Raw genomic sequence first — 13434 nt, forward strand, 5'->3', positions numbered from 1 at the left:
ATATGGAAAGCACGGGTGGAATGCAAAGCCGTTCGCGCGGGCCGCCGCGGAGGGTAAGCCGCGACGGACCGATGCTCGCTAAGGGAGGAGCCGATGCTGAAGGGAATCCGCATCGTGGAAATCGAGGCGCTGGGGCCGGCACCCTTCGCCGGCATGCTGCTCGCCGACCTCGGCGCCGATGTCGTCGTCGTCCACCGCAAACACGCCTCCGCGCCCGGCCTGCCCGAGCGCTCGCTGCTCGACCGCGGCAAACGCTCGATCATGCTCGATCTGAAAGACGCCGGAGATGTCGCCGTGCTGATGCGCCTGATCGCCACCGCCGACGGCCTGATCGAGGGCTTCCGGCCCGGCGTGATGGAGCGTCTCGGGCTTGGGCCGGATGCCTGCCTGGCGGTCAACCCCGGCCTGATATACGGCCGCATGACGGGCTGGGGGCAGGACGGGCCGCTCGCCCGCACCGCCGGCCATGACATGAACTACATCGGCGTATCAGGCGCGCTCTGGTACGCCTCCTTGCCTGGAGAACCCCCGATGGCGCCGCCGACGCTGGTCGGCGACGTAGGTGGCGGTGCGCTCTATCTGGTGATCGGCATGCTTGCCGGCATCATCAGCGTACGCGCCGGCGGCCGAGGCACCGTCGTCGACGCGGCCGTCGTTGACGGTTCGGCCCACATGATGAACCTGCTGATGTCGCTCGGCCAATCCGGCGCGCTTGCCGCCGAGCGCGGCCGTAGCCTTCTGGACGGGCCGCACTGGTGTCGGGTCTACCGCGCCGCCGACGGCGGCTTCATCAGCGTCCAGTGTGTCGAACCGAAATTCTATGCGCTTTTCCTCGACAGGCTTGGTTTGACCGGCGATGCCCAGTTCGTCCGGCAGTTCGACCGCGATCTCTGGCCGGAGCTCGGCAGCAGGCTGGCGGCGATATTTGCCGCGAAACCCCGCGATGAATGGATCAGCCTGTTCGAGGGCTCGGACGCGTGCGTCGGGCCAGTGCTCAGCCCGCAGGAAGCGGCTCGCCATCCGCACATGGCCGCGCGCGGCTCGTGGCAGGCGGTGGACGGCGTGCTGCAGGCGGCGGCCGCCCCGCGCTTTGCCGGACGACCGGGCTGGATACCAGCGAAAAGTCCCGCGCGCGGCGAGCATGACGCCGAGATACGCGCCGAACTGGCGAATCCCCCGGCGACAAGTCGCTGAAGCCTACGGCGGTCTGCAGTCGTGGAATTCGCCATTGATCTCCGGGCTGCGAGGACCAGCCGATGCCGGATAGCGTCTGCCGGGGGATCAATCGCCGGCTATTTCATTTCCCGCAATGGTGATCGTTGATCTTGTTCAGCGCATTCGCGTCCGGCCCAACCCGATGATAGGAACAGGCACCGGCGGCGGTGGTGACCAGTTGCCGGTCATAATAACGCGGGCCGCCGAACAGGATGTCGATGATATCGCCATGGGCGGGAACGTAGCGTTCATGCCCGGCTTCGTAGTGGCGATGCTTGGCGCCGGCGAATGCCGAAGTGGACACGCCGCAGCCGATCGCCAAAGCCAGAGCACAGATCGCAAACCGTTTCGTCGCCATCGAGAAATACCCTCCTGGCCGTTAGGATCTGATCATACATGCAAAATCGCCAGCTGAACAAAAGTTCCTAAGGAACGGCTCGTTGGCAGCGCTTCATTGCCGCTCGGCCCTGGGAGGAAGCGGTTTGCGTTTCGACCGATTCCTCGCGGTGCGGCGCGCCATCCGCAGGCCGGCCTCAGCTGAATATCGGCAAACCACTTAGTCTGTCTGGATCCAGACCGACTTGGTTTCCAGATATTCGTGCAGATGCTCGATGCCGCCTTCCCGGCCATAGCCGGACATCTTCATGCCGCCGAACGGCACGGCCGGGTCGATGGCATGGTACATGTTGACCCAGACGGAGCCGGCCTTGACGCGGCGGGCGAGCTTGTGCGCCGTGCCGAGATGGCTCGTGAATATGCCGGCCGCCAGGCCGTAGGGCGTCGCGTTGGCACGGGCGACGGCTTCGTCGAGCGTGTCGAACGGCATGGCAGAAATCACCGGGCCGAAGATCTCTTCGCGCGCGATGGTCATCTGGTCCGACACCGCGCCGAACACCGTGGGCGCGATGAAATTGCCGCCGTCATAGAGATCGCCCGTCAGCCGTGATCCGCCGGCGACCAGCTTCGCACCCTCGTCGCTGCCCGCCCTGATGTAATCCTCCACCTTGCCGGCCTGGCGGGCATTGATGAGCGGCCCGATTTCCGTCTCCGCCTCGATGCCGTGGCCGATGCGCAGCCTGCCGGCGAAATCGGCCAGCCGGCGCACGAACTCGTCGTGGATTTCGCGCGCCACGAACAATCGCGAACCGGCGATGCAGATCTGGCCCGAATGCACGAAAACCGCCATCGCAGCGATCGGAACAGTCTTGTCGATGTCGGCGTCGCGGCAGACGATGAGCGGCGACTTGCCGCCGAGCTCCAGCGAAACGCGCTTGAGATTGGCCACGCTCGCCCGGGCGATGGCTTGGCCGGTCAGCGTCGAGCCGGTGAAGACGATCTTGTTCACGTCGGGATGTTCCGCCAACCGCGCGCCCGCTTCCGCCCCGGTGCCGGTGACGATGTTGACCACGCCGTCGGGCACACCACCCTCCTGCATCAGCCGCGCGATCAGCAGCGGCGTCAGCGACGCATCCTCGGAGGGCTTCAGCACGATGGTGCAGCCCGTGGCGAGCGCTGGGGCGATCTTCCAGATCGATGCGGCGGTCGGAGCGTTCCAGGGAATGATCGCGCCGACGACGCCCACAGGCTCGCGCCGGGTGAAGGTGACGATCTCGCCGGGGATCGAATTGTCGATGGCCTCGCCATGCAGCGCGGTTGCCATGCCGGCGTAGAAGCGCAGCATGCCGATGACGCGTCGCCGGTTGGCGAGCGTGCGCGTGATCGGCAGGCCCATATCGAGCGTGTCGGAGACGCAGAGCTCCTCCCAATCGTTCTCAAACAGATCGGCGACGCGTAAGAGCACGCATTGCCGCTCATAGGGGGAGAATCTGGACCACGGGCCTTCGAATGCGGCACGCGCGGCCGCCACCGCCGCATCGATATCGGCGGCCGCGCCGCGCGGCACCGTCGCCAGCACCTCCCCTGTCGCCGGGTTCAGCGCCTGCATCTCCTCGCCGGACTGCGCGGCGACCCACTTGCCGCCGATCAACATCGGCCGGAATTCGCCATGGTAAAGCGTCTGGGCCGTCGCCCTGGGGTCGAAGCTCAGCGTCATCCCTTCCTCCTCGCAATTCCATCGCGACCACTACCCCCGGCGCGGCCGAAAGCGCGTCGTGCCATGGTCGCGCGAATACGGAACGATCATGCGATTGCCATAAGCCTATCAGCGCCGAAACAAATCGCGCTAACGACCAAGCGGCTGCCGAGACAATGCCAGGAGCTCTGCCTCATCGGTGATACCAGCCATGTAATTGGCGATGACCCGTGACGCCAACGCTTCTAGACGAGCTTCAGAATCGGCTTCACCTTTGGCCTGTTCGAATACGCGGCGAAGAAGCCTAATCTCAGTGGAGTCGAAAATCCCCGCTTGCTGTATGCCACGATCGATCAGCATGCCCACCTCTTCTGGCGATAATAGGCGATAGCGCGTCGCATCGCAAAAGGGATTTGTGACAGCCCCCATAGTCCCCAGCCCAGCCCAACCATTGGTAGCCGATATCGGCGCCGACCTTGCCACGAAACACCCAATGGGATCAGCCGGTGTACATAAGATCACCGGCAGCAGGATCAGCGGCGTCGTTTATGGCTGCCGCAGTCATGAATATCAGATGACGGTTGACCGCAGAGCTCTGTGACCTAGCTTAAAGCTCAGCATGGACCGTTCAGCCGGTATGGTGGAACGGTACGCACCGCGTTGGATATCTCGGGACGTTGGGATGCAGAGGTGCAAGTCGGTTTTTCAGAGCCCAGGGACGCCCTCGGCAGCCGACGATCGGTGGCCCCGTATGCGACGCTTTGAGAGGGATCCTAAGCCTTAGCCAACGCCAAGATGAGGGCCAAACACCGCTTCACGAGCTTACGAATACACCTAAGGCCGCACGGGCACGCCAATGCCAAATCATCTTGCTGATATTTACGCAAGCGACGCAGATATTGCCATACTGGGCGGGATAGCACCGCTTGTATTGGTGGGCATCTATCTTGTGCTCCGACGTATCGTTGTCACGGTGCGAAGGCACCTGAAATCAAACGCCGAAGGCATATCTGGCCTTCCTGGCGAAGCTACTTGGGACTGGCAATGCCCGGTCGACCCTGCAACCGAGCGTGCTTCTTTTCCTCAGGTTGCAGTTCTCTCAGATGCGGCGGACCCAAATGTTCGGCCTGAAGATGCCAATTACCGTCAGTTCGGGGTGCGGATCGAACATTTTGAAGTAAACTCAAAAGGTCGCGGGTGCCCGTCAGTGGCCCAGACCAATGCTTTTGCTTCCGCGACGGACGTACTGCAACCCGGCCGACTTGCGATATTCATCAGAGAAATCGCTGACGATGTCCATAGGCAGGTGGCGGGCAGTTTTGCCGCCCTAAGTGGTCCAGTGTTGTGGACGCTGAGCCGTGTGCCGACACAAATCGCCCTCGCGGAACGTGGAAAGCGAATTTACGGGTCAGCGTGGGGCCAATCGCGTCATAAGGCGCGCAAAGTTGCCCAGTTGGCCAATCCGGCGCAGCGCGGTTTGAAGGCCACAGCTCAAACGGGACGATCCAGCCTGGATTCCAACCCGACGGCCTCACCCCCTCGCGTTCGCAGGCCGCTCAGTCTCGCACTCCGTTTGGGCGTCGTCGCCGCAATTTGTCTGGCCCTGCCGCTTGGGTATGCGATGACGAGACAAAACTGGATCGAAGGAGCCCCCGCCATTTCGCAGGCGCAAGGCCACGCCGATCCGGAACTTTCGCGACCCTTCCAGCTTCCGGCGCGTGCTGCACTGGACATGCATAGACCAGCCCAGGCAAACGGGCGCACCGAATTGCTCAATTCTGACCTTAGGGCTGCTCAGGCGCAAGTCGGGACAGCTCGTGCTCAGACCACCGCTGCGAGGGAATTGGCCGGACGGGAGCAGCGGGCGGCGGAAGGCGAGCGCGCCAGGAGCGCCGCTCTGCAGGAAGCGCTCCTCAAGTCGAGCAAGCAGATCGATGCGCTGAGGACAGCCATGGCAGTTGCCGACAACGCACGCGAGGAGCGATTGCGCAACGAACTCGCGGCAGCCCGCACCGTTGACGCATTGCGGCATTTTGCGGGAGGTGCCCGCACGCTGCTGCGCGAGACCGCCAACTATGTTTTTGCGGAAATACCCGCTGCTCATCTGGAGCGTCAGCGAGCGGAATGGCTGGCGCGCGATCTATCGCGAGCGCGGGCGCAAATTGAACAGCTTGAGGCCGAGACCGCTAAGGATCGCGGCAAGGCCGAGGCTTCGCAGGCGCAAGCGAGCGAACTGCTCGACAACGAACGCCGGAAGTCTGAGGACCTTCGTGGCGATCTCGCCGAAATCAAACGGTCCAATGCCGCGCTCGTGCAGCGCGCGAACATGGCTGAGCAGGAACGGACCGGCGCAGTTACAGCGAAAGAACGAGTGGAGCAGACCGCAGCCGAAACGGAGCGGGCGCTAACCCGAGAACGCGCCGCAACAGCGTCGATTCGGGAGGAGCTGAAAAAAGCTCGTCTCGAGCGCGACGCTGCTGAACAGGAACGAGCCAGAGCTGTGTCGGCGAGAGAGCGTGCCGAGCAGACCGCAGCCGAGACGGCGCAGGCTCTGGCACGAGAACGCGCAGCAGCAGTCTCGATCCATGAGGATCTCGACAGAGCCCGCCTCGAACGCGACCCCGCTCGAGCACGCGTGATAGAGGTAGCCATCCTGAAGGAGGCTCTGGACAAGCAACGTGGGGCCGCTGCTTCCCTTGCCCGCGATCTTGCCGCCGCGCGCGCGGAAAACGACAGGCTCAGGACTGAGCGTCCCAGCGCGCAGATCGAGCCGCCGCTGAAGCCGCGTTCTGGCCGCGCAGCAGCCGCTACCGGCCAAGTGAAGGCTGTCAGCCAGAAAACTGCACGCAGCAAGGTTCGCAATCCGCCACGGGTGACCCGCGTGCGTTCTATCACACTTCCCTATTCGCTCTGGCCGAGACACGCGACAATGGAGTGATCTGCAAAAACCGCGCGATCCCCTCATTTCCGGAAACAGAAGAGTTAGCCAGGGTGAATTCCCACTCGAATTTATCCTGCTCTCGCCGGCGAGTTCCGTGCGAAGCGCTATGTCAGTCCGATCACGCTGCCTGTCGCATTCAATTCGCATTTGATCGGCGCCTGCCGAGTCTCTACGCGGCCTTGCCGTACATAGTCGATGCTGACCTCGATGGGGGCCGAGATCGTATCTTGGCTCAACCGATGTATGAAACCTGCGCTGCTGACGCGCACACGGGTCGCGCCGAACGGGGCGGCGGCCGACTCGACTGCATCATGGCAGGCGCGAACGACTTTGTTCGGGACGCCCGGCGGCGCTTTGATTGGACCGGCCGTTGATGAATTGCTGCTGTCGCTGGAAGGCTGGAGTGTGGGCGGGAGGTCGAGCGACTGTCCCCCGTCTGCGGACGGGACGACACTGGCCGTAGGTCCCGCCCCCGGTGAACCACTGCTAGGGTCGTTGGGATCGCCGACAGGCCCTTTGTGCGGGTCGCTGCTGCGGCCTTCGCTGCGATGGCTGCCAGCGCCATGGCCTCCGCCGTCCCCATGATGGCCGCCACCGCCTTGCCCTCCGCCGTTCTGGCCGCCGGCCGCAACGCCTGCGTAAGCTACCGCGATCGAGCAAGCGACTGCGAAAAATGCCAAGCAGGATGCACGGGATTGGCGCACGACAAGCTCCATAAATGTGTCGGCCGGACCGTCTTTCCGCGGCATGCGGTCAGAGCGGCGCAACCACCACTGCCCCCAGGCTAAACTCGCGACTAAGGCGCCCACGGAAGCAATTAGGGGATGAATCCGGCGTAGCAAGGATCTTGGTACGTGAGAGAAGCCGCTATCAGCTGCAATAACGCACATTCCGCGTGGCCGCCGTTCCACCCTGAGAGTTGTCTATAGTCTCTTCTTGCGTGAACCGATTTCCATCAAAGGCGAGGCGCTCCTGCCGGCCGCCAGGCGGGTTGATGCCCGATCAATCGAAGAACCCGGCGTCCTCTTCCAGCAGATACTTCTTGGCGCCCCCGGCGTCGATGTCCAGGCCGAGCCCGGGGGCTTCGAGCAGATCGATCATCGAATCCTTCACCACCTGCTTGGGCAGGCCGATGACGATGTCGTTCCACCACGGGTCGGAGGCACTTGGGTATTCGAAGGCGACGTAATTGGCGGGCAAGGTGGCGCAGACATTGATCAGCGCGCCGAGGCCGAGCAGGCCGTTAGCCGTACCGTGCGGAGCCATCAGGATCGAGTGCATATAGGCGTGCTCGGCGACCCATTTGAGCTCGGCGATGCCGCCGATATCAGCCGGGTCCGGACCGATGACGCGTACCGCCTGCGTCTCGATCAGCTCCTTGAAATTGTGCCTGAGGTAGATCTGCTCGCCGGTATGGATCGGTGTCGAGGTGGAGGTGGTCAGCTCCCGATAGGCCTGCGGATTGACCCACGGCACATAGTCGCCGGTCAGCATGTCCTCGAGCCACATCAAATTGTACCTCTCGACCGCGCGAGCGAACTTGATCGCATCGGGCAGCATCCAGCCCGGGCCGCAGTCGAGCGCCAGGCTGACCTTGTCGCCCAGCACTTCCTTCATTGCGATCACGCAGTCGAGCATATGGTTGAAACCGCGCTCGCTGATCATGCCCTGATCCATGGCACCGTGATATCCGGCCTTCTTCTGCGTCACACCGTAATGGAAGCCCTCGATGCTGTCCTTCATGTTGGAGTGGAACGAGATCCCTTGCTTGACCATGAAGAAGTTCTGCGGCTGCTCCATCATCCATTTGACGTCGGCGGCATAATCCTCCGGCCGGTCGCCCGCGCGTTTCCGGCGGATCGAGCCGTTATAGACGCGCACCTTGTCGCGCACCTTGCCGCCGAGCAGTTTGTAGACTGGAACACCCGCCGCTTTGCCGGCGATGTCCCACAGCGCATGCTCGATAGCGGACACGGCGGCGCCGTAGGGCTTGAACGAGCCGCGCTGGCGGATCTTCAGCATCACCCGCTCGACGTCGGTCGGATCCTCGCCGATCAGCGCCTCGCGAAAATGCAGCACAAAAGGCTTCAGATAGGTCTTGGTGAACTCCACTTCGCCAAGGCCATGGAGGCCTTCGTCGGTCACGATGCGGACGATCGGGTGCTTGCCGATAAGAGCACAGCGGAGGTCGGTGATCTTCATCTTCGGTCTTTCCGCTTCAGCTCCAGGTGCGATCCCAGGAGTACTCGTCGTCCCAGCGATCCGTGGATTGCCATATCCCCGTGACACCGGGCTGCAGATGCTGGCTGATCACCTCGTCGACCACATCGTCTATGCCCAGCCCCGGCTTCTCGGGCACGGTGATGAAGCCGTCCTTGACGAGCGGCGTGGGCAGGCCGGTGACGATATCGTCCCACCAGTCGACATCGGCGGAATGATATTCTAGCGCCATGAAGTTTTCCGTCGCGGTTGCAACATGAGCGGCAGCCATTGCGGCGATCGGGCTTTCGGCCATATGGATGGCCATGGCGACGCCGTGGTCCTGCGCCATGTCGCCGATCTTCTTGGTCTCGAGGATGCCCCCGCTGGTGAGCAGGTCCGGGTGGATGACGGAGAGACCGCCGTTCTTCAGCAGAGGTTCGAACGCCTCCTTGAGGTAGATGTCCTCGCCGGTGCAGATCGGCACCGTGGTGGCCTGCTGCAATTGACGGTACTGCTCGGTGTGTTGCCACGGAATCACGTCCTCGAGCCAGGCAGGAACGTATTTCTCGATACGGCGCGACAGGCGTATGCCGTCCTGCAGCGAGATGTGACCGACATGGTCGATGGCAAGCGGGATCTCGTATCCGATTACCTCGCGAACCTCGTGGATATACTGCTCGAGCAGGTCGATCCCCTTTTCGGTGAAATGCAGGCCCGTGAACGGGTGCTGCACGTTCTGCGCATCGTAGGCGAGATTGCGCGCCTTGCGCTCTTCGAGGGATCCCCCGCGGCCGCGCGGATTGGCGTAAAACCCTTCGAGCGCGCCGGCGGGAGCGGCCACCGCGCCCGGGACATGGGCGATTTGCATCAAGCCAAGGTCCATCTTGAGGAAGGTGAAACCGCGGTTCATGCGCTCCTTGAGGCGCTTTCCGGTTTCGGTGCCGCTGGGTTTCTCGGCATCGGTATCGCAGTAGACGCGCACGTGATCGCGAAACTTGCCGCCAAGCATCTGGTAGATGGGGACGCCATAGGCCTTGCCGGCGATATCCCACAGCGCGATCTCGACCGCCGAGACGCCGCCGCCTTGCCGGCCGTGCCCGCCGAACTGCTTGATCCGGCGAAACAGGCGATCAATGTCGCAAGGATTCTCGCCAAGCAGCCGGCTTTTCAGCATCAGCGCGTAGGTGGCGCTGGCGCCGTCGCGCACCTCGCCCAGCCCGACGATGCCCTGGTTGGTGTAAATCTTGAGCAGCGCCGAGGTGAACGGCGCACCGACGATTTCGGCTACTCGCATGTCTGTGATGCGAAGCTCAGATGGCCTGGAGTTCGTGTTCACCCGATTGAGCGCCTCGTCGGCACCACCTGTCTTTGACATGACTTATCCTCTTTCTGGTGGAGTCGCCCCTCGCTCTGGCCCGGCATAGAGCGTTGCTAGGCCAGTTCAATCTCATGGGCCTGCAGGTAGTCGCGGTCCATCTCAATACCGAGACCGGGCCTCGACGTCAGCTTGAGACTGCCGTTCGAATTGTCGAGTGGTCTGTCGATGAGGTGACCGTATTTGCTCAGGTTCCACTCCGACGTTTCGAGTTTATAGAAGTTGGGAACGGTCATCATCACCTGCGCTCCCGCAACCACATTGATCGGCCCCGCGGCGTCATGCGGCGAGACCGGGATGTAGTAGGCTTCGCAGAGGGCGGAAATCTTCTTGAGTTCGGTAATGCCGCCGGTCCAGGTGACGTCGGGCATGATGTAGTCGGCGAGCTTGTTCTCGAGCACCGGCACGAAATCCCATTTCGTATGGCCGCGCTCGCCCCACGAGATGGCTGTACTGACCTTCTCACGGACCTGCTTGAGGGCATTGAGGCTCTCGGGAGGACAGGGCTCCTCAAACCAGTCGATCTGGCCTGCTTCCTCGAGGCTGCGACAGAGGCGAATGGCGGTGGGAACGTCGAAGCGGCCATGCGCGTCGATGAGAATGTCGACATCGGGGCCCGCCGTTTCGCGGATCAGAGCCGTGAGTTCGGCGGCTTCGCGCTCGTCCTTGCGGCTCATGCTGCCATCGAGATAGCCGTCCCGCTGTTCGCGGGGCAGGCCGTCGGCGCTGCGGCCCTGGTGAGGGTAAGGATCGAACTTGAGCGCCGTGTGTCCGGACTCCACGATATCGCGAATTTCGCGGACCACAGCTTCCTTGCTGGTGAATTTGGCCTGATTGGGATGGGTATAGAGTGCGATTTCATCGCGTACCGGTCCGCCCAACAGCTCGTAAATCGGCTTGCCGAGAATTTTGCCCCGGATGTCCCAGAGGGCTATGTCGATGGCGCTCACGCATTCGACGGCGGCGCCGCGGCTGCCCATGTAAGTGAAGCTGCGGAAAATCTTATGCCAGAGATGCTCGATACGCGCTGGGTCCTCGCCTGTCACGGCGACGCCGATCTGCCGCAGGATCGTGCAGAGGGCGCGGTTGGCGAGCCTTGTCGTGGTGGTGATCTCGCCCCAGCCACTCACCCCCTCGTCGGTCGTTACCTCGACGAACAGGAACTCTCCCCAATAAGAAGCATCGGACTTGATCAGCCACGGCCGAATGCTTGTGATTTTCATCTCAGTTCCTTCATCTGAAATGGTCAGGCTGACGATGTTCTAGGCTGGACCCTTGTCCTATCCGGCCCGAGCGGCGTTGCGCGCACGCATCTGTTCGAGAATATGCCGGCCGGAACCCTCGACATGGCGGGAAACGAGTTCGGCCGCCTTGTCGGCTTCCCCCGCCTTCACATGCGCGATTAGTTGGCGGTGCTCGCGCATGATCGCGGCACGCCGTGCGAGCGTGAAATTGAAACGCCGGCTCACGGCTCGCAGCACCTCGCGATGCTTCCACCACAGCTCGGCGGCATGGCGGTTGTAATGCCGCTGGTACATCACGGTGTGGAAGGCGGTATCCAGTTCACTGTGCCTGAAGGTGTCGGCGAAGTTGTTCTCTTCGATTAGGCCCTGGAGACGTTCGAGCTCGGCGATGTCCTCACCGGTGGCCATATTCACAAACCATCGCGTCAGGGCCGGCTCGATCAGAACACCGATCTCGTAGATATCGCGGACAAAATCCTGATCTATGGGTCGCACACGCGCCCCGCGATTGGCGACAAAGGTGACGAAGCCCTCCCCACGCAACAGCTGCAGCGCCTCGCGCACAGGGTTGGTCGAGGTGCCGTGACGCCGGGCGAGATCGGTGACCACAAGCCGTTCATTGGCGGCGAGCCGTCCCTCGATGATGTCTTCCCTAATCCGTTCGTAAAGCGAGGCGCCCTCGCTGGAGGCACCGATGGGGTCAATCCCAACAGGTGGCATGGCTTTGAAATCACCTATTTCGGCCAAGGCCGGCTCCTCAGATCAATACACACCTTGCCCGATATCACACACGCCTTTCACAAACAATGTACGATCCAGCGCGTTGACAGACAATCCACGATCTGAAAACGTACTAAGTGATCGCAGGGATACACCGTGCTGAAAAAAGCACTCTCGCGATCGCAGGGCGGGAGAACCAGGGAGGATACCTATGACGAGGATCATGCTCGGCAGTGCGGTCCTGCGCGGCACTGTCGTCGGTGTTTTGACGGCATCTCTGATGTCCACATCGGCGCTCGGCGCGCCGCCGGTGGACCTGAGCAAGTGGTCGCCGGAATATGTGCGCTCCATCGCGGGCACGCAGGATTTCGACACGGCGGCCGATTGCGCGAAGGTCACCCCGCTCGACTACAAGGGGCGACTGACTTTCTGGTATCAGGGCGTGTTCGAGGGCGACCCCGACCTCCTGCGTCAGTACTACAAGGATTTCTTCGAGACCTTCCGCAAGACCTATCCGAACATCCATCTCGAGGACCAAGCCCTCACCTACAACGATCTTCTGGACAAGTTCCGCACGGCGCTCCTTGGCAATGCGGCGCCGATGGCGGTCCGCCTGCAGATCCTGGGTGGTACCGAGTTCGCTTCAAAGGGCTATCTGCAGCCGCTCAAGCCCGAGGACGTGGGCTATTCGACCGAGGATTTCTGGCCCGGCGCCATGAAGGCCGTGACCTGGGAGGGAGTGACCTACGGTATTCCGACCAACAACGAGACGATGGCGTTCATCTGGAACGCAGATATCTTCAAGCGTGCGGGGCTCGATCCGGACAAAGCTCCGGCAACCTGGGACGACGTCGTCAAATATTCCAAGCAGATCCACGACAAACTCGGCATTGCCGGCTACGGCCTCGTGGCTCGCAAAAACGCCGGCAACACGCCGTACCGCTTCATGCCGCAGTTGTGGGCCTATGGCGGCGGTGTTTTCGACGAGGCCACCGCGAACCCAACCTACAGCGAGGTCGAACTCAACAGCCCGCAGAGCAAGGCGGCGCTGCAAGCCTCGTACGACATGTATGTTCGCGACAAGTCGGTTCCGGTGTCGGCACTCACTAACCAGCAGGCCGATAACCAGCCCCTGTTCGTCGCCGGTCAGCTCGGCATGATGATCTCGCACCCGTCCGACTACAACGTGATGCTCGACCTGCAGAAGAAGGCGACGGGCACGGACAAGGAGAAGGCGCAAACCGTCATCGACAACATGCGCTACGGCCTCATTCCGACTGGCCCCGACGGCAAGCGCGCTGTCGTCTTCGGCGGCTCGAACATTCACATCCTGAAGCCTGAATATGTCGAGGGCGGCAAGGTAGACGAGCCGGCTGCAAAGGCTATCATCTGCATGTGGACGAGCCCCGAATGGTCGCTGAAGATGGCTTATGCCGGCTCGAACCCGGGCAACCTTAACGGCTTCAAGACCAAATGGATGAAGGAACGCCTGGACAACATCAAGTTCCTCGATGTCACGACCTCGATGTTGCCATACGGCATCCCGTTCCCAGCGCTGCCGCAGGCCCCCGAGATCATGAACATCATCGTCCCGGACATGCTGCAGAATGCCCTGACCGGAGCAATGACGGTCGACGAGGCGGCGGACGACGCGGCCAAGAAGGTAAAAGACCTGATGGGCGGACTGTAGTCCAGGCCTGACCTG

Annotated in this window: 10 protein-coding genes; 3 read left to right on the forward strand and 7 right to left on the reverse strand. The window is 62.3% G+C overall.

Annotated features, from left to right (window positions below):
* Positions 1 to 93: 93 nt before the first annotated feature.
* On the forward strand, positions 94 to 1194 hold the full coding sequence (locus NKI49_RS06940) for a CaiB/BaiF CoA transferase family protein (RefSeq protein WP_352606288.1): 1101 nt from the start codon (positions 94 to 96) through the stop codon (positions 1192 to 1194).
* 103 nt (positions 1195 to 1297) lie between these two features.
* On the opposite strand, the gene NKI49_RS06945 is transcribed toward NKI49_RS06940, so the two are convergent.
* The 3 genes from NKI49_RS06945 to NKI49_RS06955 form a co-directional block, all read right to left on the reverse strand.
* On the reverse strand, positions 1298 to 1573 hold the full coding sequence (locus tag NKI49_RS06945; RefSeq protein WP_352606286.1) for a hypothetical protein: 276 nt from the start codon (positions 1571 to 1573) through the stop codon (positions 1298 to 1300).
* Positions 1574 to 1771: 198 nt separating this feature from the next.
* Positions 1772 to 3268 carry an aldehyde dehydrogenase family protein gene (locus tag NKI49_RS06950; protein ID WP_352606284.1) on the reverse strand — a complete coding sequence of 499 codons (1497 nt, stop codon included), beginning with the start codon at positions 3266 to 3268 and terminating at the stop codon, positions 1772 to 1774.
* Between the two features lie 129 nt (positions 3269 to 3397).
* The gene (locus tag NKI49_RS06955; protein WP_352606282.1) at positions 3398 to 3607 is read right to left on the reverse strand and encodes a hypothetical protein; all 210 of its coding nucleotides are present in this window, start codon (positions 3605 to 3607) and stop codon (positions 3398 to 3400) included.
* A 496-nt stretch (positions 3608 to 4103) separates the two neighbouring features.
* Here NKI49_RS06955 and NKI49_RS06960 point away from each other — a divergent pair, with 496 nt between their 5' ends.
* Positions 4104 to 6185: a coiled-coil domain-containing protein gene (locus tag NKI49_RS06960; protein ID WP_352606280.1), complete on the forward strand. Its 2082-nt coding sequence runs from the start codon at positions 4104 to 4106 to the stop codon at positions 6183 to 6185.
* A gap of 1005 nt (positions 6186 to 7190) precedes the next feature.
* Here NKI49_RS06960 and NKI49_RS06965 read toward each other — a convergent pair.
* Genes NKI49_RS06965 through NKI49_RS06980 form a run of 4 tightly spaced genes read right to left on the reverse strand, consistent with a single transcriptional unit; the run spans position 7191 to position 11756 of the window.
* Positions 7191 to 8390 carry a mandelate racemase/muconate lactonizing enzyme family protein gene (locus tag NKI49_RS06965; RefSeq protein ID WP_352606278.1) on the reverse strand — a complete coding sequence of 400 codons (1200 nt, stop codon included), beginning with the start codon at positions 8388 to 8390 and terminating at the stop codon, positions 7191 to 7193.
* 16 nt (positions 8391 to 8406) lie between these two features.
* Positions 8407 to 9765, reverse strand: coding sequence for a mandelate racemase/muconate lactonizing enzyme family protein (locus NKI49_RS06970; protein ID WP_352606276.1), 1359 nt, complete (start codon positions 9763 to 9765; stop codon positions 8407 to 8409).
* A 56-nt stretch (positions 9766 to 9821) separates the two neighbouring features.
* Positions 9822 to 10988 (reverse strand): mandelate racemase/muconate lactonizing enzyme family protein, encoded by a 1167-nt coding sequence (locus NKI49_RS06975; protein ID WP_352606274.1) that lies wholly within the window; start codon positions 10986 to 10988, stop codon positions 9822 to 9824.
* A gap of 57 nt (positions 10989 to 11045) precedes the next feature.
* Positions 11046 to 11756 (reverse strand): GntR family transcriptional regulator, encoded by a 711-nt coding sequence (locus NKI49_RS06980; RefSeq protein ID WP_352606272.1) that lies wholly within the window; start codon positions 11754 to 11756, stop codon positions 11046 to 11048.
* A 184-nt stretch (positions 11757 to 11940) separates the two neighbouring features.
* Between NKI49_RS06980 and NKI49_RS06985 the strand changes: the two genes are divergently transcribed.
* A complete protein-coding gene (locus NKI49_RS06985; RefSeq protein ID WP_352606270.1) occupies positions 11941 to 13419 on the forward strand; it encodes an ABC transporter substrate-binding protein in 1479 nt (492 codons plus the stop codon).
* Positions 13420 to 13434: the final 15 nt, after the last annotated feature.

The sequence above is a fragment of the Mesorhizobium sp. M0587 genome (genome assembly GCF_040320945.1).
Lineage (GTDB): Bacteria > Pseudomonadota > Alphaproteobacteria > Rhizobiales > Rhizobiaceae > Mesorhizobium.